This is a genomic window from Sphingomonas sp. 179-A 2A2 NHS (genome assembly GCF_045371305.1).
Classification (GTDB): Bacteria; Pseudomonadota; Alphaproteobacteria; order Sphingomonadales; family Sphingomonadaceae; genus Sphingomonas.
Window position 1 is genome coordinate 336,230 of sequence record NZ_JBIQDE010000006.1, and the last position, 24,999, is coordinate 361,228.

Consider the following 24,999-nt stretch of genomic DNA (forward strand, 5'->3'; position numbering starts at 1 on the left):
TCAGCGCGCCTTCCACACCGGCGCGCGCTTCTCGGCGAACGCCTTGGGCCCTTCGCGCGAATCCTCGCTGGTGAAGACGATCCTGGTCTCGGCGCGATTCTGCGCCCAGGCATCTTCCTCACGCTCGATCTTTCCGTCGACGATGCCCTGCGCCATCCGCTTCGACGCCTGCACCGACAGCGGCGCGTTGACGGCGATCCGCTCAGCGAGCGCAAAAGCTGTGTCGAGCAGCTGCTCGCGCGGCGCGACGGCGTTGATCAGGCCAAGCTCCAGCGCGCGATTGGCGTCGATCGGATCGCCGGTCAGGATCATCTCCATCGCGATCTTCTTCGGCAATTGCTCGGGCAGGCGGAACACGCCGCCCGCCGCCGCGAACAGGCCGCGCTTGGGCTCCGGCAGGCCGAACTTCGCCTCCTCCACTGCGACGGCAAGGTCGCAGGCCAGCGTGATTTCCAGCCCGCCGCCCAGCGCCATGCCGTTCACCGCGGCGATCACCGGCTTCGAAATCGCATGGCTGACGATCCCGGCAAAGCCCCAGGCGGCCTTGGTCTTGTCGTCCGGCGCCAGGCTCTCACCGCGTGACAGCGCGACAAGGTCGGCGCCCGCGCAGAAGGACTTATCGCCCGCGCCGGTCACGATGACGACGCGGATCTCGGGATCCTTGTCGGCCGCCTCCAGCGCATCGCCCACGCCCTCGTGGACGAAGCGGTTGACCGCGTTGCGCGCTTCCGGCCGGTTGATCGTGATGAGCATCACGTTGCCGCGCGTCTCTACGGTGACGGCCTCGTTGCCGAGTTCAGCCATTTCTACAGTCCCTTTCTAGGCAGCTTGTTCGATGATCTTGTCGGCAAGCAGCGGCGCGATCGCGTCATCGCCGAGGCCGAGCCAGTGCTTGAGAACCGCCACGCTGTCCTCGCCGATGCGCGGCGCCGGCCGCTGGTCGGGCTCCGGCACTCGCTCGAAATGCGCGATCGGCCCTTCCGCCTGGAACGGCGCGTCCAGCAGCGGATGATGCGCGGTGCGGAACGTTTGAAGCGCGCGATAGCCGGGCGCGTCGGGCATCTCGATCACGCGGATCATCATCCCCGCCGGCACGCCTGCCGCCTGTAAGGTTTCCATCACCTCTTCAGGCGCTTTGGTCCGCGCCCATTCCTCCGCCGCGCTACGTGCCGCCTCGCCCACCACGCTCGCCAGTGCCGCCCGGTCTGCCGCATCGCGCAGCGTAACGGCGCACCATTCGTCCTCGCCGACGCACGGCAGCAACCAGTCCTCCGCGGGTATGCCGCCGTCGATCTTGATGCCGGCCTGCCGCGCCGCCAGCGTCGCGATCTCGGCCGCCTTGTGGCCCAGCATCACCTCGGCCTGACTCACGCTCGCCGTCCCGCCGGTGCCGGTGCGCAGCCGCCGGATCAGCAGCGCCAGCGCGCCGACCGTGCCGATCCGTCCTGCGACATGATCGGGGTACACCGTCACCGTGTCGGAAAAGCTGTCCGGCTCGCCGGGATACACCCATTGCTTGGTCAGCCCGGCAGAAGCGCGCACCAGCGGGCCGTAGCCAAGCCGCCCGGACCATGGCCCCGTCGGTCCGAACGCCGAACTGTCGATTGCCAGCAGCCGCGGGTTTGCCGCTGCCAGCGTCGCCGCGTCGAAGCCCAGGGCGGCAAGCGTCCCGGGCTTGAAGTTCGACAGCAGCACGTCCGCCTGGCGCACCAGGTCGAGGAACAGCGCCTTGCCGCGGTCGGACCGCAGGTCGATTGACAGGCCACGCTTGTTGCGATGCCCCGCGGCCCAGGTCAGGCTGACGGGCGCATTGTCGCGCGACTGGCGCTGTCCGTCCGGGAAGGCGGCATTCTCTACCTTGATCACGTCCGCGCCCAAGTCCGCGAGCACGCGACCCGTCTCGCCGCCGACGACGATCACGCCCATGTCGAGCACCCTGATGCCCTCCAGCGGGTAATTCGCCCGCGGCGGCGCCCGGAATATAGCGCGCGGCGTCTCGAACGTCGCGGTGCCGCCTGCCGCCGGTGCCGGTCCGCAGACGCCGGCCCGCGCGCCGTCGATCTCGATCGTCCCGTTGGGGAAGGGGAGGGTGCAGCCCGGCGCCATCTCCACCGGCACGAATGCCTCGCGCGCGGTCATATGCGCCGTCACCACCGCCTCGTCGAGATCGAGCAGGCCCGCTACCGGAATGCCCCGTGCAGCGCCTTCTTCCTCGATCTCGGCGCGCGTCTTGTCCGCGAAGAAGCGGGTGATCGCCGGCAGCAGCGTGGTCGATCGGAAGCGCGTCGCCAGCTTCTCCCACTCCGGTCCGGCAAATTCCGCCGGCTCGCCCATCCAGGCATACATCGCGCGCCACTGCCGCGGCGCCAGCACGCACAGCCGCACCAGTCCGTCGGCGCACGGAAGGATGGGGTAGCGGAAGCGTTCGTCGGTCCGCCCGCGATCCATCTTCCAGCTCGGCACGCCCGATTGCGCACTGCCGTTCAGGCCGAAGCCGGGGTCGAGAGCCTGCATCCCCGCTTCCAGCAGCGACACGACCACATGGTCGCCCTCGCCCGTCCGCAACCGGCGAAAGAAAGCAGCGAGGGTCGCCACCGCAATGTGCGGCGCAGCAGTCTCGTAGGTGAGCTGCCCCGGCGGCAGCAGCGGCGGCCGCCCCGGCAGGCCCGAACGGGACAATCCGCCCGTCAGTGCCTGCAGCACCGCCTCGCTCGCCTGCCAGTCCCGCCACGGGCCCACGGGTCCGAAGTCGCTGATCGTTACCAGGATTAGTTCGGGCGCGGCGGCGCGGATGGCAGCGTGATCAAGCCCGGCGAACCCGGCCTCGATCATGATGTCCGCCTCGCGCGCGAGGTCGATGAGCCGCGCTGCGTCTGCCGGCAGGTCGATCGTGGTGGCCTTCTTGCCCAGGTTCGCGGCGACGAACGACAGGCTGGTGCCGCCGACCTTGGCGCCAGCCTTTCGATCCGCCCCGCCGCCGCTCGGCTCGATCCGGATCACCTCCGCGCCAAGCTCGCCCAGCAACCGCCCGATCGCGCCCAGCACGCCCGGGGCGGCATCGATCACGCGGATTCCCGAAAGCGGCAGGTCCGTCATAACGGCCAGGCCAGCTCCCGCCGCGCCGCGCTTTGGCGGTAGAAGTCGAAGAACGGCGTCTCGTCCCCGCCCGCTTCGGCCACCGCGTCATGCTGTGCGATCAGAGCCGTCGCCAGCGCGGCCCAGATGCCGTCGAGCGCGTCGAGCGTCTCGCCATCATGGGTCACCGGGGCATCCTCGCCCAGCAGGGCTCGCATGTCGGCGATGTCCGCGCGTCGCCACGCCGCCGCCTTCTCCGCTTCCTGCGCGCCGAGCAGCGCGAGCAGCGCCGCCACGGTCAGGGTCGATCCGGCGAACGCATCGACGGCGCCCACCTTCTCGCCTGCGCCCGCCGCCGCGATCCCGGCGCCGATCAGCACCTGCGCCAGGTCGCTCGAAGGCATTACAGGCACCGGGTCATAATGCCGCCCGCCCAGCTGCGCGGCGATGATCGCGTCCTGCCGCCGCGCCGTGTACCAGCCCGAAACCGCCAGCACCGGATCCTGCCTTCCACCGTCGACGAACTCGCGGAAGGCGGAAATCCAGATCGCCATTCCCTTCACCGAGGCGAACAGCGACCACCAGCGCATCGCGGCAGGATCGACGCTCAGCCCGCTCGCCCGCTCCCAGATCGCGATCGCATCGGGGCGGGGCAGCATGCCGCTCGCCGCACCGGGGATGAAATGGTCCCAGATCGGGTCCAGTGCCCAGCCAAGATCCTCCAGCGGATCGCCGAGATGCGCCATCTCCCAGTCGAACATCGCGCGCATTCCGCCCGCGCCGTCATGCATGACATTGCCGGAGCGATAATCGCCATGGACGATCGCGACACGCTGCGCCGGCGGCGGCGGATTGGCGCGCAGCCAGCGGATCGCGGCACGCGCGATCGGCTGCGGCTGCAGCGAATCCTCCTCGATAACGCCTTCCCAATAATCCAGCGCGATGCGCCAGCACTGGTCGGGTTCGGGCATCGGCACATGATCGGCGAGCGGTGTGCCGGTCGGATCATGCGCCGCCAGCCGGCCGAGCGCGCCGAAGAACGCCTCGCCGAGCGCCGCGCCATGGGCGCCGAATGGATCGCGGGCGAAGCTGCTCGCGACTTCGCCGCCCTCGATCCGCTCCATGATGAAGAACGGCCGGCCAAGCTCGGCGCCATCAGGCTCCAGCGCCACCGCGCGCGGCACGGGAACGACACCGGCCGCGCTTTGGTAGGCGCGAAACTCCGTCGCGCTCTCCGTATCGATCAGGCCCTTGGCCGGCTCGCGCCGCAGGATCAGCTGGTGGACTTCCGTCCCGGCATGGGCATCGAAGCGATAGGTCTCACGGCTCGCGCCGCCGGGGATCCTGGCAAGATCCGCGACCCGCACCGGCTGTTCCCAGACGCGGGTGAGATAGGCTTCGATCTCGGTTGGGGTCAGCGTCGTCATGCCGGGTCGAGCACGCCCTTGAAGCCCGACGGCGCGTGCGGCCCCATCACAAGTTGCTCAAGCACCCCCTTGCCGCGCCTCACCTTGCCGTCCGGCCCGGTCATCGTGACGGTGGCCAGCGCCTGGATGTGCAGATGGTGCGGCTGCATCGGGTCCATCTCGGCGGGCACGAAATCCTCGCGCTCCACCGTCAGCCCGTCGCCCTGGTGCCGGCCGTGGCTCCATTTGGGATGGGTGTAGCCAAGGCCGAGCATCATGAACTGCTGGCCAAGGTCGAAGTCGACCTTCGTCTCCTGGCCCTGTTCGTCCTTCAGCGTGACGCTGGCGGCCTGGGCGTGGCGCGAACCCTGCTTCCACTGGATCTTGTAGTCGGATTCGAAATGCGTCTCGTCCTCGATCCCGCCACCCAGCGGCTTCCACGCCGCGCGGCGGTTCCAGAAGCGGCCGTGCTCGTCGTCGTTGGTGTGGAAATAGAAGTCGCCGTCCTCCATCGCGGTCGGGCTCCACAGCCAGAAGAACTGCGGCGCGATCGGCGGGCTGGCCGGCTGCGCATCGGGCGCACCGATCGGGCGCACGCCCCAGGAGCGATCACGCGTCCCGAGCCAACCATTCACCTCCGTTCGCACGCCATCGACGTCGATCCAGCCCCGATAGCTGCCATTCTGGGTCATCCGCGTCACATCCATCAGCACGCGGGGACCATTTCTGCGCGTGAATCGCGGCTCCTCCAGCGGGAAGGCGCGACCAGTGAAGGTCAGTTCGGCGCGGATCTTGTGCTCGGGCGAATCCACCGTGAGCTTCACCGACTTCAGCGGCTCGAGCACCTCGACCGCTATCCCGCCAACCTGCGTGTCCATCCGCTCCATGTTGAGGCCGCGGCTGGCGTGCAGGTTCACCTGCTTGCCGTCCTTCAGCCAGCAGAAGCTCGCGTCGATGATGTTGATATGCGGATAGACGCCCATCGCGGCGGCGAAAAAGCCGTCCTCGTCCGCGCCCGGGGCATAGCCGTTGAAGAAAAAGCGATCGTAGAAATTCCGGTCCGTTCCCGCATAGGCGACCGGCTCGGCCGTCTGGTGGATCGGATATTCATCGCCCTTGGTCAGCACCATGCACGCTCTCCCGACTGGAACCTGCCGCTCTCATGGCGGCTCGGAAGGCGGGTTGGACCAGCGGCGGCGGCGCTGTCAACGCTGCAATAACATTAGTTACGCCGGCGCGCCCAGCGCCAGCGACGAAGGGAGGGCGCTTCTCATCTCCTCAGGCCGAACCCACCAGCGGCGCGAAGCGGGCCACCTGCCGCCCAACCATGCGCAATTGCTCGATAACCGCAGGATCGTTTGCGCCACCCTCGTCGTCGAACTTGGTGATCGCGCTGTTGATCGCGGCGGCGAACGGCGTCGGCCAGCCGCGCAAAGCATGGACGATCGAGCGCAGCGCCGCGATCGTCGATCCGGTCGCCTGCCAGCCATAAGCGGTCGCGATCAGCCCCACCGGGATGTCCGCCAGATATGCCCGTTCGGTATCCCGCGCGGTCTCCTCCAGCAGGTCGAGTGCGTTCTTCACCACGCCCGAAATGCTGCCGTGATAGCCGGGCGAGGCGATGATCAGCGCGGAGGCGCCGCGAACCGTATCGACGAATTCGCGTTCCTCGGGCGTACGCTGTGCCGCGCGCGGATCATACAGCGGCAGCTTCGCCATGTCCGCGCCCCCGAACATGCGGGTGCGAAAGCCCTGCTCGCATGCGGCATCCAGCGCGATGCGCAAGGCGCGTTCGGTAGAGGAGGGGCCACCGATCGTCCCGCCGATGCCTACGACCAAGGGTCGCTCATTCATTTCAAGTGCTTCCGCTTGGCCGCTCATTTCCCTATTCCTCGCACGATGCGCATTCTTGCGGCAACTGTCATAGTGACGTAATACAGATGGCAGAACGCCGGAACGACGATATGCGCCCCGATCCCTTTGACCCAAGTCCCTTTGATCGGGGGCGTCTGAGATATAATCATGCTCCCGGCGAGCCGCGTTCGCCGCTGCCGGATTTCGAGCCTTGGCAGGAAGCCGATCAGCCCGCAACCGAGCTTGGATTTGCGGATGTTCCGCCGCGCCGCCGCCGCATACCGTGGCGCTGGGTTTCACGGGCGATGGGCGCCCTCGTGATCCTGTTCGTGCTGGCGATCGGCTGGCTCGCCGTCACCGCGCCCTTGTCGCAGTCGCTTAAGCCGCCGACGCCCCCTTCGATCACGCTCACTGCCGCCGATGGCACGCCGATCGCGCGCCGCGGTGCGATCATCGGCGAACCGGTCGATGCGACGAAGCTGCCGGCGCATGTGCGCGAGGCGTTCCTCGCAATCGAGGACCGCCGTTTCTATTCCCACTGGGGGATAGATCCGCGTGGCATCGCGCGCGCCGCATTCGCCAATCTGGGGTCGGGCGGCGTCCGTCAGGGTGGCAGCACGATCACGCAGCAGCTGGCGAAGAACGCCTTCCTCGATTCCGATCGCACCGCCGCGCGCAAGATCCGCGAAGTGCTGATCGCCTTCTGGCTGGAGGCGTGGCTGTCGAAGGACGAAATTCTCTCGCGGTACCTGTCGAACGTCTATTTCGGCGACAACGTCTACGGCCTGCGCGCGGCGTCGAAACATTATTTCGGGCGTGAGCCGGAGAAGATGAACATCGGCCAGGCCGCGATGCTAGCCGGTCTTGTGAAGGCGCCGTCGCGGCTCGCACCGACCAGCAACCTCAAGGGTGCGCGCGAACGCCAGGCCGTGGTCGTCGCAGCGATGGAGGATGCCGGCTTCCTCACGAAGCGTGAGGCCGATGCGGTGCAGCCGCAGCGCGTGCTCGCCCGCCGCGCGCAAACCTTGCCGAGCGGCACCTACTTTGCCGATTGGGTGCTTCCCGAGGCGCGCGACCAGGCGGGCGAGATCAAGACCGAGGCCACCGTGCGCACCACGCTGGATCGCGATCTGCAGCGCAATGCAGAGCGCGTGATCCGGCAGGCCGGCCTCCGCCAGGCGCAGGCGGCACTCGTCGCGATGAAGCGCGATGGCTCGGTGGTGGCGATGGTCGGCGGGCGTGATTACAAGAAGAGCCCGTTCAATCGTGCGACGCAGGCGCGTCGTCAGCCCGGTTCCACCTTCAAGCTCTTCGTTTATCTCGCCGCGCTGCGTGCCGACATGTCGCCCGACACGACCGTCGACGATTCGCGGGTCGAGATCGCCGGATGGAAGCCGAAGAACGACGACAATCGCTATCTCGGCGAGATCACGCTTCGACGCGCCTTCCAGCGATCTTCGAATGTCGTTGCGGCGCGGCTGACGCAGGAAGTGGGCGTGCGCAACGTCATCCGCGCCGCGCGTGATCTCGGCATCACCACGCCGATCGCCAACGAGGCGACGATCGGTCTTGGCACTTCCGAAGTCTCGTTGCTGGAGCTTACCTCTGCCTTCGCCGGCGTCGCCGAAGGTCGCTATCCGGTGCAGGCGCATGGGCTCCCGGATGCGAAGGACAAGAGCTGGTACCAGTCGCTCACCGGCGGGCAGAAGCAGATGCCCAGCCGCATCCATGATGACATGCTGACACTGCTCGCCTCGTCGATCCGGGGCACCGGGCGCGCGGCGGCGCTCTCGGTCCCGGCTTATGGCAAGACCGGCACGTCGCAGTCTGGTCGCGATGCATGGTTCATCGGCTTTGCCGGCGATCTCGTGGTCGGCGTGTGGGTCGGCAATGACGACAATACGCCCAACCCTGGCCTGCACGGCGGCGGCATCCCGGCGCAGATCTGGCGCAACTTCATGGTCAGTGCGCTCGACCTCGCGCCCGTGGTCAAGGTGCCGGAGGTGGAGGATGTCGATCCCGAGGCGGGCATGATGGGTATGGTCGAGAATGAAGTCGCGCCCATCGCGGGCCGGCTTGAAGGGCTCGGCATGGATCTGGAGATCGGCCCCGACGGCTCGGTCAGCATCGCCCGTCAGCCGCCGCCACCGCCGCCCGCCCCGCGCCGCCGCGAGGAACTGGAGCCGGCCTTCGAGGAAGAAGGCCCGAACTTCTAGCGCGTGAAAAGTGGGCGGGGGCATCGGCATGCCCCCGCCCGTTCTACTAGCGCCGAGCGCTGCGTCACTCCGCGGCTTCCATCGCCGGCGTGTCGTCCAACGGGTGAGTCAGCCGCTCCAGCATCTCCCGCGGCACCACTTGCCAGAAGCGGCCCGCCGTGCGGTCCCAGTCCTCCAGGATGCCGCGCGCCCACTTCGAATCCGTCGCCCCGGCGTGCCGCTCGATCAGGCCGCGCAGCACGCCGGCCCAATGGGCCGAGGCCAAGCGCTGCCACACGATGCTTTCCGGGTTGGCGCGCCGCGCAAAGCTGTCGTCATGATCGTAGACGAAAGCCATGCCGCCCGTCATGCCGGCGCCGAAATTGTGGCCGACTGAGCCCAGCACCACGGCCGTGCCTCCGGTCATATATTCGCAGCCGTTGGCGCCGCAGCCCTCGACCACGACGGTAGCGCCCGAGTTGCGTACCGCGAACCGTTCACCAGCCTGTCCGGCCGCGAACAGCGCACCCGATGTTGCACCGTACAGCACCGTGTTGCCGACGATCGTATTATCCTGGCTGCGGAGCGGTGAGGACACCGCCGGCCGCACCACGATCACGCCGCCCGACAGGCCCTTGCCGACGTAATCGTTGGCGTCGCCGAACACTTCCAGCGTGATGCCCTTGCACAGGAAGGCGCCCAGGCTCTGCCCGGCCGACCCGCGCAGGCGGATCGTGACGTGGCCATCGTTCAGCGCGCTCATCCCGAAGGTGCGCGTGATCTCGCTCGACAGGCGGGTGCCGACCGCGCGGTGCGTGTTGCGCACCGAATAGGTCAGCTGCATCTTCTCCCGGCGCGAGAAGACGGCGGCGGCATCCTTGATAATCTGCGCGTCCAGGCTGTCGGGCACCTCGTTGCGGAAGGTGTTGAGCGAAAAGCGCCGCTCCGCATCCGTCGCATCGACCTTCGCCAGGATCGGGTTGAGATCGAGGTCGTCGAGATGCTCCGCACCGCGGCTCACCTGCCGCAGCAATTCGGTGCGGCCGATCACTTCGTCCAGACTGCGCACGCCCAGCCGCGCCAGGATGTCGCGCACTTCCTCGGCAATGAACGTCATCAGGTTGATGACCTTCTCGGGCGTGCCGACGAACTTCTCGCGCAGCCGCGGGTCCTGCGTGCACACGCCGACCGGACAGGTGTTCGAATGGCATTGGCGCACCATGATGCAGCCCATCGCGACGAGGCTCAGCGTACCGATGCCGAACTCCTCCGCGCCCAGAATCGCGGCGATCACGATGTCGCGCCCGACGCGCAGGCCGCCGTCGGTGCGCAGCTTGATCCGCCCGCGCAGGCCGTTCAGCGTCAGCACCTGGTTGACCTCGGAGAGGCCCATTTCCCACGGCGTGCCGGCATATTTGATGCTCGTCTGCGGGGACGCGCCGGTGCCACCGACATGGCCGGAAACCAGAATCACGTCGGCATGCGCCTTGGCAACGCCTGCCGCGACCGTCCCGATGCCTGCCGACGACACGAGCTTCACGCACACCCGCGCCCGCGGATTGATCTGCTTCAGATCGTAGATCAGCTGCGCCAGATCCTCGATCGAATAAATGTCGTGATGCGGCGGCGGCGAGATCAGCGTCACGCCCGGTGTCGCGTGGCGCAGCTTGGCGATGAACTCGGTCACCTTGAAGCCGGGCAACTGCCCGCCCTCGCCGGGCTTGGCGCCCTGTGCGACCTTGATCTCGATCTCCTCGCAGGCGTTCAGATATTCGGCCGTCACGCCGAAGCGCCCCGACGCGATCTGCTTAATCACCGAATTGGCGTTGTCGCCATTTTCGTACGGCTGATACCTGCTCTTGTCCTCGCCGCCCTCGCCCGACACGGCCTTGGCGCCAATGCGGTTCATCGCGATCGCCAGCGTTTCGTGCGCTTCGGGGGATAGCGCGCCAAGGCTCATGCCAGGCGTCACGAAGCGCTTGCGGATCTCGGTGATCGGCTCGACCTGGTCGATCGGCACGCCTTCCGCGGGGAAATTGAACTGTAGCAGATCGCGCAGATAGATCGGTGGCAGATCGCCGACGCCGCGTGAGAATTGCAGGTACGTCGAATAGCTGTCGGTAGAGACGGACGTCTGCAACAGATGCATCAGCTGCGCTGAGTAGGCGTGCGCCTCGCCCGTATGCCGCTGGCGATAGAAGCCGCCGATCGGCAGGTTCACCACCGCCTCCTCGAACGCCGCGTCGTGCCGGTCCTTGGCGTTGATGTGCAGCGAGGCATAGCCTTCGCCCGAGATCTTCGCCGGCATGCCCGGGAAGAAGTCGTTCACCAGCGCGCGGGACAGGCCCACCGCCTCGAAGTTATAGCCGCCGCGATAGCTGGAGATCACCGCGATCCCCATCTTCGACATGATCTTCAGCAGCCCTTCCTCGATCGCCTTGCGATGGCGCTTCAGGCATTCGTCCAGCGAAAGATCACCGAACAGCCCACGCGCTTGGCGATCGGCGATCGCGGCTTCGGCGAGGTAAGCGTTCACCGTGGTCGCGCCGACGCCGATCAGCACCGCATAATAATGCGTGTCGAGGCACTCCGCCGTCCGCACGTTCACCGATGCGTAGGAGCGCAGCCCACGCCGCACGAGGTGCGTGTGCACGGCCGCTGCGGCCAGCACGCCGGGGATCGCGATCCGCTCCGGTCCGACATGTTCGTCGGTCAGGAAGATCTCGCTCTTACCCTGCCGCACCGCCTGCTCGGCCTCGTTGCGGATGCGCTGGATTGCGGCGCGCAGCTTGTCCGCACCGCCGCTCGCCTCGAACGTGCAGTCGATTTCTGCCGCCGCGCTCCCGAAATAGGTCTTCAGCCGCGCCCAGTCGGTAGAGGTTAGCACCGGCGAATCCAGGACCAGCACGCGCTCGCGCCGATCCTCGGTGTCGAGGATGTTGGCAAGGTTCCCGAACCGCGTCTTGAGGCTCATCACGTAGCGCTCGCGCAGCGGGTCGATCGGCGGGTTCGTCACTTGGCTGAAATTCTGCCGGAAGAACTGGCTGATCAGCCGCGGCTTGTCGGAAATGACGGCGAGCGGCGTATCGTCGCCCATCGATCCGATCGCTTCCTTGGCGGTCTCCACCATCGGCGCGAGGATCAGCTCCATGTCCTCCAGCGTCTGGCCGGCCGCCACCTGGCGCTTTGCCAGCTCCGCGCGGTCATAGCGCGGCACGCCGGCGGCGGGCGCAGGTGGCAAGTCGTCGATCGTCGCGAAATTGCCGATCATGCCGGCATAGTCCGCCTCGGCCGCGATCCGGTCCTTGATCGCGCGATCGTCGTACACCTTGCCCTCAGCGAGATCGACCGCGATCATCTGCCCGGGTCCAAGGCGCCCTTTGGTGGTGATGGTCGATTCCGGCACCACCACCATGCCGCTTTCCGATCCCACGATCAGCAGGCCGTCGGCGGTCTGGGTGTAGCGCAGCGGGCGAAGCGCGTTGCGGTCCATCCCCGCCACGGCCCAGCGCCCATCGGTCATCGCCAGCGCCGCCGGCCCGTCCCACGGCTCCATGACGGAGGCGAGATACTGGTACATGGCGGCATGCGCCGGCGGCATGTCGCCGCTCATCTCGCCCTGCCACGCTTCGGGCACCAGCATCAGCTTCGCGGTCGGCGCGTCGCGCCCCGAGCGGCAGATCGCCTCGAACGTCGCGTCCAGCGCCGCCGTGTCAGACGCGCCGGCCGGGATCACTGGCTTGATGTCCTCCGAATGCTCGCCGAACGCGATCGACGCCATGCGGATCTCGTGGCTCAGCATCCAGTTCTTGTTGCCGCGGATCGTGTTGATCTCGCCATTGTGCGCGAGGCACCGGAACGGCTGCGCGAGCCACCATTGGGGGAAGGTATTGGTCGAATATCGCTGGTGGAAGATCGCGACCCGGCTCTCGAAGCGCTTGTCGGTCAGGTCCGGATAGAAGACCGACAGGCTCTCGGCCAGGAACAGCCCCTTGTAGATGATCGAGCGGCAGCTGAGCGAACAGATGTAGAAGCCTTGGATCTGCGCCGCGATCACGCGCTTCTCGATCCGCCGGCGGACGAGATAGAGGTTCTTCTCGAATTCCGCGGCGTCGACTTCGTCGGGCATCGGCCCGGCGATCATGATCTGCTCGATCTCCGGCCGTGTCGCCTGCGCCTTCAGCCCGATGACGCTGACGTCGACGGGCACCTGCCGCCAGCCGTAGATGGTATAGCCCGCCTCGATGATCGCACTTTCCACGATGGTGCGGCACGTCTCCTGCGCGGCAAGATCGGTGCGTGGCAGGAACACCATGCCCACCGCCAGCCGGTTCGGCCGCACCTTGTGCCCGCTCATCGCGATTGCATCGTCGAAGAACCGCACCGGCAGGTCGACGTGCAGCCCCGCGCCGTCGCCGGTCTTGCCGTCAGCGTCGACCGCGCCGCGGTGCCACACCGCCTTCAGCGCATCGATCGCCGATTGCACCACGCGGCGCGACGGCTTGCCATCGGTTGCTGCGACCAGGCCGACACCACACGCATCGCTCTCGAATTCCGGGCGGTACATGCCATGGGTGGCGAGATATTCGCGCTGATCCATCACGCCGCCTCCTTCGCGGGCTGCGCCGCGACCTTGCTCTTGAGATATTTGTGCATCGTCGCCGCGACATCGCGGCCATCGCGGATCGCCCATACGACCAGGCTCGCCCCGCGCACGATGTCACCCGCGGCGAACACGCCGTCGAGGCTCGTCATCAGCGTCTTGTTGTCGACCAGCACCGTGCCCCAGCGCGTAACGCCAAGCTCCGGCGTGTCCCACAGGTGCGGCAGTTCCTCCGCATCGAAGCCGAGCGCCTTAATCACCATGTCCGCAGGCATCTCGAACGGGCCGCCCGGATCCGCCTCGGGCGCGCGTCGACCGCTCGCGTCAGGCGCGCCCAGCCGCATGCGGTTGGCGCGCACCGCCGACACATGCGCGTCGCCGACGAAGGAATGCGGCGCCGAAAGCCAGACGAACTCCGCGCCTTCCTCCTCAGCATTGGTCACCTCTCGCTGCGATCCCGGCATATTCGCGCGGTCTCGGCGATAGAGGCAGCGCACGCTTTTGGCGCCCTGGCGGATCGCGGTGCGCACACAGTCCATCGCCGTGTCGCCGCCGCCGATAACGACGACATTCTTGTCTTTGGCGTCAAGCCCGCCGTTGTCGAACGCTGGCACCGCATCGCCAAAGCTCTTGCGGTTGGAAGCGGTGAGATAGTCCAGGGCGGCGATGACGCCCGGCACGTCTTTGCCTGGCGCGTCGATCTCGCGCGCCTTGTAGACGCCGGTCGCGATCAGCAACGCGTCATGCCGTTGGCGCAACTCGGCAAAGCTAGCGTCCTCGCCAACCGCAAAGCCTTCGTGGAAGACGATCCCCGCCTCCTTCAGCCGATCGACCCGGCGCACCACGACGGGCTTCTCCAGCTTGAAACCGGGGATGCCGTAGGTCAGGAGCCCGCCCGCCCGATCGTGCCGATCATAGACGTGCACCTCATAGCCATAGCCGCGCAGATATTCCGCGGCCGTCAGGCCGGCGGGGCCGGCCCCGATCACGCCGATGGATTGGCCGCGCGCCGGCCCCGGCACCAGCGGCTCCACCCAGCCTTCTTCCCAAGCCTTGTCGGTAATGAATTTCTCGACCGATCCGATCGTCACCGCACCATGGCCGGAGAATTCAATCACGCAATTGCCTTCGCACAGGCGATCCTGCGGGCAGATGCGCCCGCAGATCTCCGGCATGGTCGACGTCGCGTTGCTCAGCTCATAGGCCTCGCGAAGCCGGCCCTCGGCGGTCAGCCGCAGCCAGTCGGGAATGTGATTGTGGAGCGGGCAATGCACCGTGCAATAAGGCACGCCGCATTGTGAGCAGCGCCCGGCCTGCTCTTCCGCGCTCGGCACCGCATAGCGGTTGGCGATCTCGCGAAAGTCTTCCGCGCGCAATTCGGCCGGTCGCTTGTCCGGATAGGACTGCGGGGTCGTCACGAATCGAAGCATGGTATCAGCAGCCATAAGCCCTCCGGAAACGGAGGTCTCACATATGCTACCGACCATCAAGGCAGCACTGATGACCTATTTCACTGTTCCCCGCCGCGCTTGCCCATTCTGCGACCTTCAGCAGCATCAAAGAAGGTCCGGATCAGTACCTATCGAAAATTCACCATCACGAGCGCCAGCGCGCCGGCGACGATCCGATACCAGGCGAACGGTGCGAAGCCGTGCTTTGTCACCACCGCCATGAACGCCTTCACCACCACCAGCGCGACGATGAAAGAGACGAACGCGCCAACCCCGATCAGCTGCAGGTCATTGGCGGTGATCGCGTCGCGATGCTTCACCATCTGCAGCACGGTCGCGCCCGTCAGTGTCGGGAGGGCGAGGAAGAAGGAAAACTCGGCGGCCGTGCGCCGGTCAATTCCAAGTGCCATGGCGCCCATGATCGTCGCGCCGGACCGGCTGACGCCCGGGATCATCGCGATGCACTGGACCAGGCCGATCTTAACCGACTGCCCCGTCGTCACACCCGAGATGCCGCCAACGTCGCGCGTCTTGGCCAGTTTCTCGACCACCAGGATGCCGATGCCGCCGATGATCAGCGCCCAGGCGACCACAACCGCATTTTCCAGCAGCGCCTCGATCTCGTCGTTGAAGGCAAGGCCCAGCGCCACGGCGGGGATGAAGGCGATCAGCAGGTTGCGCACGAAAGCGACGGAGTGCGGCTCGCCCTTCATCAGGCCGGACAGCACCGCCATGAACGTGCGCCAGTACAGCACCACGATCGCCAGGATGGCACCTGGCTGGATCGCGATGTTGAACACCGCCCAGCGCTGCGGATCATAGCCGAGCAGTTCGGTGGCGAGCACGAGATGCCCGGTCGAGGAAACGGGCAGGAACTCGGTGACGCCCTCGACAATGCCGAGGATGATCGCGGTCAGCAAATCGGACATGACAGCCTTTCAGGTTGCCCGCCGCTGCGGGCCGATGCGCGAAGCGATGGGGCGGATCAGGCCGCGGTGGGCTGTGCGAAGCGGCCGGCGCGCTGATATTTCACCAGCCAGCCCGGCGCCACGGCCGCTAGCGGCGTCGGCGTGATGCCAAGCGCCTGCAGCCCCTCTGCGCCGTCGCCCACGATGCTGTCACGTTGCAGCAGCTTCCACTGATCGCGTGAGATCGGGGCACCCGGCAGCGCGGCGAGCAGCGCGCCGGCGGCATCGGGCAGCTCCAGGAACGAGCGATGCCGCCCGATCATCCGCGCGATCCACTGGTGCAGCTCCATCATCGTCATCACGTCCGGCCCGCCGAGCTCGAACGTGCGCCCGCCGAATTGCGCGCCGTCCGCCATGGCGGCGGTGACAGCGTCGCCCACATCGCCCGCGAACACCGGCTGGAAGCGCACATTGGGCCTCAGCACCGGCACGAACGGAAGCGCCGCGATCATGCCCGCGAACATGTTGATGAACTTGTCCTCGCGTCCGAACACCGTGGACGGGCGAAGGATCGTCGCCTGCGGGAAGGCGAGCCGCACCGCTGCTTCGCCCGCGCCCTTGGTCTGCGCATAAAGCGACGGCGCATGCTCGTCCGCGCCGATCGCCGACAGGTGCACCAGCGTGGATGCGCCCGCCGTCCGCGCGGCCTCGGCCACGTTCCTGGCCCCGGTCACGTGGATTCGGTTGAGATCGCCGGTGAAGCTGCCGACGAGGTTCACCACCGCGTCGGCGCCGCTCACGGCGCGCGCAATCGTGTCCGGCTTCGTCACGTCGGTCGCGACGAACTGCGTCTGCCCCAGCCCGCCCAGGGGCTTCAGGAACCAGGCCTCGCGCGGATCGCGCTGGGCAATGCGCACGCGGGCGCCTGCCTTGAGCAGAACCTGTGCGACGTAGCGGCCAAGAAAACCGCCGCCGCCGATCAATGTGACCAGCTTGTCCTTCATGTTTCGCTCCGCGGAAAAGATGCGCTGCCACTAGCCGCCACACACGGCTGTTGACAAGGCCGCCGCCCCGGCCCTAGAGGCGCCGGCCTACCGGGGCTTCAAGCCCAGTGCCCAGATGGCGGAATTGGTAGACGCACCAGCTTCAGGTGCTGGCGATCGCAAGGTCGTGGAGGTTCGAGTCCTCTTCTGGGCACCATTTTCCCCATCCGCAGACATCCGCTGACGTCGCGTAAGTGGCTGGGGAAACAGGGTTTTTTCGAATATCATTTCCGACGAAATTTGGGCGGGTTCGCCGAGATACCAACGCTTTTGTTGGTCTATTTCCGCCGCGGATTCGCCCGTTTTCGGACGGAGATACCAACATGGCTCTTACCGCACTGGCGATCAGGAACGCCCGGCCCCGGGCCAAGGCGTACAAGCTCAGCGACGAGCGGTCCCTCTACCTTCTGGTGATGCCCAACGGCTCGAAATACTGGCGCTTCAGCTATCGATTCCTCGGCAAGCAACGATCTCTCGCTCTCGGCGTCTGGCCGGAAGTCAGCCTCGCCGAGGCACGCGAAAAGCGTGATGCCGCCCGCAAGCTGGTGGCGGACGGCACCGATCCCTTCGTCGAGAAGAAGCGCCGGAAGCTGCGCGCGCAAGTCGATGCCAATGTCACGTTCCGCGCGGTTGGCGAGGAATGGTTCGTCAAGATCACCCGCGAGGAGCGGGCGGATGTGACGCTGCGCAAGGTGCGCTGGCTGCTCGATATGGTCTACCCATTCCTCGGCGACCTCCCCCTTCGTGACATCGAGGTGCAGGAAGTGCTCGCCGTGCTGCGCAAGATCGAGGCGACTGGCCGCTACGAGAGCGCACGGCGCATGCGCAGCGTGATCAGCCGCGTCTTCCGCTACGGCATCGCCACCGGACGAGCGAAGGTTGACGTCGCCCGCGATCTGCGCGGCGCGATCATCGTTCCCAAGACGAAGCATTTCGCCGCGATCACCCGTCCGAAGGAGGTAGGACTGCTGCTTCGTGCGATCGACGACTGCTCGTGCCATGCCATCACCAAATTCGCCCTGCGGATGACGCCGCATGTCTTCGTCCGCCCGGGAGAATTGCGCCGGGCCGAATGGAGCGAGTTCGACCTCGAGCGTGCCATCTGGTCGATCCCGGCCGAGAAGATGAAGATGCGCTGGCCGCATCAGGTGCCGCTGTCGCGTCAGGTTCTGGACCTGCTCGACGAGATACGGCCCCTGACCGGCCACAGCCCGTACGTCTTTCCGGCAATGCACACCTGGAAAAGGCCGATGTCGGAAAACACCGTCACCTTCGCGCTCCGGCGGATGGGCTACAGCGGCGACGAGATGACCGCGCACGGCTTCCGGGCGACGGCGGCGACACTGCTCAACGAGATGGGGCTGTGGAACCCGGATGCGATCGAGCGCCAGCTCGCGCACATGGAGAATAATGGCGTCCGGCGCGCCTACGCCCGCGGCCAGTATTGGGAGGAACGCGTGCGCATGATGCAGCACTGGTCCGATTATCTCGACCAGCTCCGTGGCGGAGGCGACACCGGCGAGGCACCCGGCGACGGAAAGGTGGTCACGGTCGACTTTGCCCGGCGCGGCGCCCGATCGCGGTGATCGGGTCGTCTGCGAGGTAACCCGGCGGTCTTGCCGTTTTGCAAGACCGCCGGTGCTCAATCCCATCCGGAGAACTCCATGTCTACGCCGATTGCAGCACCTGCCGCAGGGGGCATCGCTGTCGCGAGCCTCGGTCAGGCGAGAAAGCACAAGCGCCGGTTCGATGCCGTCATCACGGTGGAGGACCCGGCCTGCCGCCCCACGGCACAGTTGCGCTTCTTCACGCAGCCGCGGCCCGCGCACCTGGTGCTGCAGTTCGAGGACGTCGACGATGACAGCCTCGGCATCCGCGTGGCCACGCGAGAACAGGTGGTTGAGGCGATCGCTTTCGCCGAAGCCCGGGAGACGGAATCGCTGCTCGTCCATTGCTTTCACGGAGTGGGCAGATCCGCAGGAATCGCGCTTGCGATCCTGGCTTCACGCCGCGGCGCCGGGCAGGAAGAACAGGCCTTGGACGATCTGCTGAAAATCCGTCCCGAGGCCACGCCGAACCTCGTCGTCGTGAAGCTCGCAGATCAGATTCTTGACAGGCGCGGCGCGCTCCAGGACGTGGTGGCCCAATGGGAAGCGCGAACCCCGCACGTCCAGACGGCACGGCAAGCTCGCCGCGACTTCGTGCGACGCTACCCGCAGCTCTACGCGCAGGTCTCTGATGACACGCCGCGGGCGTAGCATGCTATCCCCTGCAAGGTATTTCCAGGAGACATACCCTGCAGGGGATGCGCGGCCGGGTCATCAGCTTCGTTCGAACAGCCGTTTCAGGCTGGGATAGAGGATGAAGGTCGATCGCCCGATCTTCACCGTCTCGAGCGTCCCGTCGCCGATCAGCTCGTAGATCGTCGAACGGCAGATCCCGGTCAGCTTGACCGCAGTGGCAATCCGCACACTGATCGGCTCCAGGGTGCGAGCGACAGGTTGCCCCTGTCCCTCCCAGCCGCACTCATTCCCATTCACGTCGTTCTTCATCACGCTATCCTCCGTGCGAGCAAGTTTTCGATGTCGGTTTGCCGGCGGGCGCAATCGACCGGCGGCAAGGCAGCTGCGAAGCGGGAGACGCCGGAACCGTCGAAACTATCGGCGCCGGCCGCCATGCAGAGGCGGACGCGTCGGGCGCTGTTGACGCGCCCCACATGGCAGATCGAACCGCGCGCATGCGCAAGGCGCGCCCAGAGACCCATGGTCGCCAGCTTCCACGAGGTGTCGCCACCCACGAAGACGCCGACCCGGGGACCCAGCAGGTGACGCACCTCCTCGGGGCGCATCCCGTTCTGCACGGCGATCAGGAAAGTCTGCCCGGCCAGTGCCCTGCGGTGCCGGAGCCGCTCGAGCCATTTCTGCGAGAAGCGCAGCGATGCGAGGCCGCCCATGACGATGTCCGGAAGGACGATCCAGTCGGCACCGGGTCCGAGCAGGGCGACCGCCCGCTCGAACGCCGCGTCGTCGAAGGGCTCCTTCCGCTGGAACGACGTCCATGCGCCGTTGTCGAGCGCGTACGGGAAGCCTTCGGTGCGCAGCACGCCGCGGGCAGAGACCATCAGTCGCCATCCGGCGGCGCGCAGTGCGTCGAGATTGCGGCGTGTGCCGGTGCGCGATGCATAGGCGAGCATCATCGGCCGCCCCCGGTTGGTTCGGCCGGTGGGCGCCGCGAGCGGACGAACGCCTTGTCGCTTTCGAGAAAGGCGGCGAGCATTGCCGGAATCAGGTCAGCGACCGGCTCCTCCCGGCCATAGACCTGCGCATAGAGCGCCGCATAGTCGTTGAGCGCCTGGTGGAGGTCCGGCGTCACCGAGATGCCGAGCTTGACCGGGGTGCGGTCCGGCAGTTGTGCGAGCTTGAGGTCCGGCATGCTATCGCTCCTGTCCGGGCCACGGCGCGAGGACGATGTCCTTGTGAACGACCACGCGCAGCGGCCAGCCCGGCCGCACCTTGAGGGTCGGCTGGACGTTGAGGTTCCTGGTGACGATCTGGTCGCCGGCACGCGACGTTCCCTGCTGCGCCGACTCCCGGATGGCGCGGACGAGGTCGCTTTCGCTGCCGCCCAGGCCCAGCTCGGTACCGACCCCGAGCAGCGTCGACAGCGCCACGCCCTTGAGCAGCTGCCAGGTGTGGGCATCGACTTTGTCGGAGAGCCCGGCATAACCGGCCATGTCGGTTGCCGGCACATTGTCGATGCGGATCGAGCTTCCGTCGGACAGGATGATGCGCTGCCATACGACCAGCGCGCGCTTTTGCCCGAACGCCACGACGCTGTCGTAGCTGCCGATCAGGCGAGACCCTTGCGGCACCAGGAGAGTGCGGCCGGTGACGCTGTCATAGGCGTTCTCGGTAACCTGCGCGGTTACGAGCCCCGGCAGGTCGGAATTGAGCCCTGTGATCAGGCTCGCGGCGATGATGCTGCCGGCGGTCAGCGTATAGGGTGAGACAGGTGGCACCAGCCTGTGCGGATTGGTGTCGCCCGTCGGGTCCTTGCCTGCAAGAAAGTCGACCTTGCGCTGCTGGTTGCCCGGATCGCGCGTGGGATCGACGGCGATCGTCGCCGGCTGCGCTTCCTGCGCCGGAGCCGCGGCCGGCGCAGCGGTGGCAAGAGCAGCCCCGGTTGCGTTCCCGGCGGTGCCGAGCTGCATCATGATTCCGGACTCGCGAGCCGCCTTGCGCTCGGCGAGAAGCCGCTGTCGCTCGGCCTCGGCGGCCTGTGCGGCCTGCTCCGAAGAGCCAGGGGGCGGCGATCCGCCGAGCGCCTCCTGCCGGCGCAGGATCGGACGCCCGAGATCGCCGGGGAGCGGCGGCCCGAGCCTGGGCACGTCTCCATAGCTTTTCGGCGCGCCGGCCAGGGCATCGTCCGGCGCCCGGCTGGCGATATTTTCCTGGTCCTCGGCACCGGCAACGATCCGGAAGGTCGCAGGCTTGAGCGCGACCCAGGTCACGCCGACAATCGCTGTCGACCCGAGCGCTGCGATTGCGATGATCGCACCGCGCCGAAAGCGGATGATACGGCTCGGGCGGCCGCGCAGCACGAGCGTCTCGGGGTCGACCTTCGGAGCGGCCGCCGCAGCAGGCACAGCCTCGCTCATGACGCCCTCCGGTGCCGGCGCCGGTCGACGCCTGTGCGGCTGATCCGCACTACGGCCTGCTTCTTCGCGCCCAGCCGAAGCTCGGCGGCATTGAACAGCCGGTCGACGACATAGAAGCGGCCGGCCACGCGGTAGTTGACGAGCTGGACGTCGCCGCGGTCGCCGACGACGAACAGCGGCGGCGCCTCGCCAACGCTGACGCTCGCCGGAAATTCGATGAACGTCTGCCGCCCGTCGTCGAACGCGCGCAACGGCCGCCATGCCGGCCTGTCGCCGGTTACTGTATAACCGAAGTCGAGCTGCTCGACGGCGAGCCCCGCCGCAACCGGCCTTGCCGCTTCCGCCGCTGCCTGCTGACGGCGGATCGCAATCAGCTCGTCCTGGGGATAGGTCCAGGACAAGGCGGCCATCGCGGTGGCCGGCGTGCTTTCGAGCTGCAGGTGATAGGCGCGCCGGTCTGTCGTGATGACGAGGTTGGTCGAGAGCCCGGCAGCGAAGGGCTTGACGAGGATATGGACGCGCCTGCTCTCGCCGGTACCGCTGGTCGTGTCGCCGACGGTCCAGCGCGCGGTGTCGCCCGCCGCCACCGAGACGATCGCCTCGCCGGGTTGCAGGGCGATGTCGGTCACGCGCTCGGGCGCTGCAAACAGGCGGTACAGGACGCCCTCGCCATAGGGATAGACCTGCACAGCGTTGATGAAGGCCGGAGTGACAGGCTCCTGCGTTGCCCTCGCATTTGCGGTGCGAACCCGAAGCTCGGCCGGCGATGGCTTGTGACGGCGGAGCGCGGTGGGGCGCGCCACCGACGGGGGATGAGCGGGGGTGGTCGCGGCCGGCGGTGGTTGGGAAGGACTTGCCGTGGAGGCCTGCGCCGGCGCGGACGGCGAGGTTTGCGCGAAAGCGGGCCACGCGACGAGCGTGGTCGCCGCAAGCAGGATGCGGTTCATGGGCGGTTCTCCGGTTGGGCTTGGGAGGGCTGGCCGAGGCCGTGATCGAGCGGGGATCCGCTGGGCACGCCGGAATCGGGCGCGGGCGTCGCCGCCGCGCTCGACGGATGGTCGGACGGCGTCTCAAACTCGCGGCTCCAGTCGATTGCATCGACATAGAGGCCGAGCGGGTTCCTGCGCAGTGTCTCGGCGTCGCGCGGCGGCCTGAGCACGACGGTGACGATCGCGGTCCAGCGGGACGTGCCCGCGAGGCTCCCGCGGTCATAGGCCCGCTCGACCCATTTCACCTGGAAGCTCGAGGCGGACGCGCGGACGACGCTGGTCACCTGAACCGAAACGGTCCTGTCGCCGACATCGGCGAACGGGTTCGCCGAGCGGGCATATTCGCCGAGAAAGATCGCGCCGCGCTTCGAAGCGAAGTCATAGGCCTGGAGCCAGTTCTCGCGCATCAGCACGGGATCGAGCGACCGTCCCCGGATGTCGGTGATGAACCTCGCGAGAAACCAGGTGATCTGCGGGTCGGTCGGTCGGTATTCGCTGGCGGCTGGCGCTACGGCCTGTGCCTGGCCGAGGTTGTCGACCTCGACGACATAGGGAATGACCCGGCTCTGCATCGACTGCCAGACCAGCGCGCCCGACAGGCCCGTGGTCAGCGCGAGGCCGCCGAACGCCATCAGCCGCCAGTTGCGCGCCTGGGCCCGGGCGGAGCCGATCCGTTCGTCCCAGAGCTGGCCGGCCCGCTGGTACGGGGTCTCGGGTTGGTCCGTGCGCCCGTAGCGCTGGACGGCACGTTTGAAGCGCATCAGTCCTTCTCCTTGATGTCGGGGGTCGCGCCGCCGCCGCCGCGATCCGAACCCTGAAGGGCGTGGATCGCCATCTGACGGTGGTGACGGCGGGATTGCGTGTTCTGGAGTTTGCGCGCCCAACCCGGCATCGCGTCAGACGCAGGAGCCGGTCCATCCCCGGGGCGCGCCTGCGCGCCCGTCGTGCCGGCATTCCACGCTGCGCGCTGGCCTTCGCCGGATGCGGCGCGGAGCCCGAGCCCGCCGCCCATGCGCTGCGCGAGCGCGCCGCGGGCGGCGGTCGCGACACCGCCCATGCCGGCCGCGACCGATTTCGAGCCGGAGGTTTCCTGGCCGAGTTTGTACGCGTTCGACGCCGCCGATCCCATCGAGGTGCCGGCGCGGATCGCGCCTAGCCCGGCACCGGCCAAGCCCTTCGCCGCAGCCATGCTTGCGCCGCCGGCGACCGCGAAGCCACCGGCCGCGAGCGCCGTGGTGGCGACCGCGGAGCCCGCGCCGAGCTGCGGCGCGCCGGACACGAGCCCGGAGGCGATGCCGGGTCCGAAGATGCCAAGGCCGAACAGCGCGAGGCTGGCGAGCACCAGGCTCATCGCTTGGCCGATATCGGGCTCCTTACTCTGGAGCGCGGAGGCGAACTCGGTGAAGAAGCCGGAGCCGATGCCGACGATCACCGCCAGCACCATCACCTTGACGCCCGACGAAATGACGTTGCCGAGCACGCGCTCGGCGAGGAAGCTGGTCCGGTTCCACAGCGCGAACGGCACGAGGATAAAGCCCGCGAGCGTCGTCAGCTTGAACTCGAGGATGCAGACGAACATCTGCACCGCGAGGATGAAGAAAGCGACGATCACGATCACCCAGGCGATCAGGAGCACCATGATCGTCAGGAAGTTGTCGAAGAAGGTCGTGAAGCCGAGCAGGTCGCTCGCCTGGTCGAGCAATGGCCAGGCGGCCTGAAAGCCTGTGCCCGCGAGCCGGCCCGGGCGTAGCAGATCGTCGGCGGAAAGCGTTCCCCCGCCGGCGGTCAAACCCGCTTGGGCAAACGAGCGATAGATGATGTCTGCAAGTGTCGGGAAGCGATTCAGGATCAGCGCGAACACGCCGATATAGAGGATCTTCTTGAGGAAGCGGCCGATGATGTCGTCCTCGCCGCCCATCGCCCAGAACAGGCCGGCGAGCGTGATGTCGATGCCGATCAGCACGGATGTCAGGAAACCGACATCGGGCCCGAGCAGGCCGAACCCGCTGTCGATGTAGCGGATGAAGTCGGCCATGAACCGGTCGATCACGTTGAGGTCGTTCACGGGTTCTTCCTTGGATCTGGGTGCCGCGGGGCCCGACCAGGGGAGCGGTTGGCCGGGCCCCGCGGGCTGCGACCGCGGCGGCAGGGGGCTCGTTCCGCCGCGGCCGGTCTCGCTATTGCCGGGCCGTGTAGGCGGTGCCGCTGCCGAGGAACCTGCGTGTCGCGGCGCGCGACGCCTCGGACTCGGTCAGCTGGCGCTGCTTCTCGAGCGCGTCGGCGCGGAACTGCGCGGCCATCATCTGCTGGAGCGCCATGCCCTGCTTGGCGGTCAGCGCGAGCAGCTGGTTGGTCGCCTGGCCGACGGCGAGCGCGCCTTCCGCGCCCTGGCTGCGTGCCGCGATCTCGGCCAGCGCCTCGGCATCGTCGCGTGCCTGCTGCACGATCCCGCTCTGGACGGTCATCGTCCGCCGCAGCGCCTCGGCGCTCGCGTCGTAGCGCGCCCGGGCCGCCTGCAGCCGCTGGTCGCGTGTCGAGGCGGGATCGAAGCTGCGCGGATAGAGCGCCTTCAGCCGGGCCTCGAGCTGGTCCATCTCGAAGTCGACGCTCTGCGCCTGCTTCATCAGCCGATCGATGCCGTCGAGCCTGTCGAGCAGCGCCTGGAGCTGGGGAAAGGCGACGCCCTTAAGGTTCTTGTCCAGGCGGAGCAGCATCTGCGCCTCGTTCTGGAGCGACTGGATCCCACATTCTCCAAGTAAGTCGCTGATTTCGCTGTCGTAATCGTGATATTTCGCATATAAATCATGGCGTTGACGGC

Annotated in this window: 20 protein-coding genes and 1 tRNA gene; 4 read left to right on the forward strand and 17 right to left on the reverse strand. The window is 67.3% G+C overall.

Annotated elements, in window-relative coordinates; translation table 11 throughout:
* The 5 genes from ACH0AE_RS15350 to ACH0AE_RS15370 all read right to left on the reverse strand — a co-directional run bounded on the left by ACH0AE_RS15350 (nucleotide 1) and on the right by ACH0AE_RS15370 (nucleotide 6,362).
* Entirely contained in the window at nucleotides 1-804 is an 804-nt protein-coding gene (locus ACH0AE_RS15350) for a crotonase/enoyl-CoA hydratase family protein (RefSeq protein ID WP_406875864.1), read from the reverse strand.
* Nucleotides 805-819: 15 nt separating this feature from the next.
* Entirely contained in the window at nucleotides 820-3,096 is a 2,277-nt protein-coding gene (locus ACH0AE_RS15355; RefSeq protein WP_406875865.1) for a CoA transferase, read from the reverse strand.
* Nucleotides 3,093-4,502 (reverse strand): phosphotransferase family protein, encoded by a 1,410-nt coding sequence (locus ACH0AE_RS15360; RefSeq protein WP_406875866.1) that lies wholly within the window; start codon nucleotides 4,500-4,502, stop codon nucleotides 3,093-3,095. Before ACH0AE_RS15360 ends, ACH0AE_RS15355 begins: the two co-directional genes overlap by 4 nt.
* Entirely contained in the window at nucleotides 4,499-5,611 is a 1,113-nt protein-coding gene (locus ACH0AE_RS15365; RefSeq protein WP_406875867.1) for a hypothetical protein, read from the reverse strand. Before ACH0AE_RS15365 ends, ACH0AE_RS15360 begins: the two co-directional genes overlap by 4 nt.
* A gap of 148 nt (nucleotides 5,612-5,759) precedes the next feature.
* Entirely contained in the window at nucleotides 5,760-6,362 is a 603-nt protein-coding gene (locus ACH0AE_RS15370; RefSeq protein WP_406875868.1) for an NADPH-dependent FMN reductase, read from the reverse strand.
* Between the two features lie 59 nt (nucleotides 6,363-6,421).
* Here ACH0AE_RS15370 and ACH0AE_RS15375 point away from each other — a divergent pair, with 59 nt between their 5' ends.
* Complete coding sequence (locus ACH0AE_RS15375; protein ID WP_406875869.1) at nucleotides 6,422-8,551, forward strand: transglycosylase domain-containing protein; 2,130 nt, start codon at nucleotides 6,422-6,424, stop codon at nucleotides 8,549-8,551.
* A gap of 64 nt (nucleotides 8,552-8,615) precedes the next feature.
* Here ACH0AE_RS15375 and gltB read toward each other — a convergent pair whose 3' ends face one another.
* From gltB to ACH0AE_RS15395, 4 genes are all read right to left on the reverse strand, one after another.
* Nucleotides 8,616-13,130, reverse strand: a complete 4,515-nt coding sequence (gltB, locus tag ACH0AE_RS15380) for a glutamate synthase large subunit (RefSeq protein ID WP_406875870.1) — start codon at nucleotides 13,128-13,130, stop codon at nucleotides 8,616-8,618.
* Complete coding sequence (locus ACH0AE_RS15385) at nucleotides 13,130-14,578, reverse strand: NAD(P)-dependent oxidoreductase (protein WP_406875871.1); 1,449 nt, start codon at nucleotides 14,576-14,578, stop codon at nucleotides 13,130-13,132. Before ACH0AE_RS15385 ends, gltB begins: the two co-directional genes overlap by 1 nt.
* Before the next feature lie 134 nt (nucleotides 14,579-14,712).
* Nucleotides 14,713-15,513 (reverse strand): undecaprenyl-diphosphate phosphatase, encoded by an 801-nt coding sequence (locus ACH0AE_RS15390; RefSeq protein WP_406875872.1) that lies wholly within the window; start codon nucleotides 15,511-15,513, stop codon nucleotides 14,713-14,715.
* 56 nt (nucleotides 15,514-15,569) lie between these two features.
* Nucleotides 15,570-16,496 (reverse strand): complex I NDUFA9 subunit family protein, encoded by a 927-nt coding sequence (locus ACH0AE_RS15395; protein ID WP_406875873.1) that lies wholly within the window; start codon nucleotides 16,494-16,496, stop codon nucleotides 15,570-15,572.
* A gap of 109 nt (nucleotides 16,497-16,605) precedes the next feature.
* Between ACH0AE_RS15395 and ACH0AE_RS15400 the strand changes: the two genes are divergently transcribed.
* From ACH0AE_RS15400 to ACH0AE_RS15410, 3 genes are all read left to right on the forward strand, one after another.
* A tRNA-Leu gene (locus ACH0AE_RS15400) sits at nucleotides 16,606-16,692 on the forward strand.
* A 166-nt stretch (nucleotides 16,693-16,858) separates the two neighbouring features.
* A complete protein-coding gene (locus ACH0AE_RS15405) occupies nucleotides 16,859-18,121 on the forward strand; it encodes a tyrosine-type recombinase/integrase (RefSeq protein WP_406875874.1) in 1,263 nt (420 codons plus the stop codon).
* 78 nt (nucleotides 18,122-18,199) lie between these two features.
* Nucleotides 18,200-18,793, forward strand: coding sequence for a tyrosine phosphatase family protein (locus ACH0AE_RS15410; RefSeq protein WP_406875875.1), 594 nt, complete (start codon nucleotides 18,200-18,202; stop codon nucleotides 18,791-18,793).
* Between the two features lie 63 nt (nucleotides 18,794-18,856).
* On the opposite strand, the gene ACH0AE_RS15415 is transcribed toward ACH0AE_RS15410, so the two are convergent.
* The 8 genes from ACH0AE_RS15415 to ACH0AE_RS15450 all read right to left on the reverse strand — a co-directional run.
* Nucleotides 18,857-19,087, reverse strand: a complete 231-nt coding sequence (locus tag ACH0AE_RS15415) for a helix-turn-helix domain-containing protein (RefSeq protein ID WP_406875876.1) — start codon at nucleotides 19,085-19,087, stop codon at nucleotides 18,857-18,859.
* Complete coding sequence (locus tag ACH0AE_RS15420) at nucleotides 19,087-19,731, reverse strand: hypothetical protein (protein ID WP_406875877.1); 645 nt, start codon at nucleotides 19,729-19,731, stop codon at nucleotides 19,087-19,089. Before ACH0AE_RS15420 ends, ACH0AE_RS15415 begins: the two co-directional genes overlap by 1 nt.
* The gene (locus ACH0AE_RS15425) at nucleotides 19,728-19,967 is read right to left on the reverse strand and encodes a DUF2274 domain-containing protein (RefSeq protein ID WP_406875878.1); all 240 of its coding nucleotides are present in this window, start codon (nucleotides 19,965-19,967) and stop codon (nucleotides 19,728-19,730) included. The genes ACH0AE_RS15420 and ACH0AE_RS15425 overlap by 4 nt, the downstream gene beginning before the upstream one ends.
* 1 nt (nucleotide 19,968) lies before the next feature.
* The gene (locus tag ACH0AE_RS15430; RefSeq protein WP_406875879.1) at nucleotides 19,969-21,192 is read right to left on the reverse strand and encodes a TrbI/VirB10 family protein; all 1,224 of its coding nucleotides are present in this window, start codon (nucleotides 21,190-21,192) and stop codon (nucleotides 19,969-19,971) included.
* Nucleotides 21,189-22,139 carry a P-type conjugative transfer protein TrbG gene (trbG, locus tag ACH0AE_RS15435; protein WP_406875880.1) on the reverse strand — a complete coding sequence of 317 codons (951 nt, stop codon included), beginning with the start codon at nucleotides 22,137-22,139 and terminating at the stop codon, nucleotides 21,189-21,191. Before trbG ends, ACH0AE_RS15430 begins: the two co-directional genes overlap by 4 nt.
* A complete protein-coding gene (gene trbF / locus ACH0AE_RS15440) occupies nucleotides 22,136-22,942 on the reverse strand; it encodes a conjugal transfer protein TrbF (RefSeq protein ID WP_406875881.1) in 807 nt (268 codons plus the stop codon). The genes trbG and trbF overlap by 4 nt, the downstream gene beginning before the upstream one ends.
* Nucleotides 22,942-24,246 (reverse strand): P-type conjugative transfer protein TrbL, encoded by a 1,305-nt coding sequence (trbL, locus tag ACH0AE_RS15445; protein WP_406875882.1) that lies wholly within the window; start codon nucleotides 24,244-24,246, stop codon nucleotides 22,942-22,944. Before trbL ends, trbF begins: the two co-directional genes overlap by 1 nt.
* A 112-nt stretch (nucleotides 24,247-24,358) precedes the next feature.
* The coding region (locus ACH0AE_RS15450) for a conjugal transfer protein TrbJ (RefSeq protein WP_406875883.1) at nucleotides 24,359-24,999 on the reverse strand (641 nt) is incomplete at its 5' end.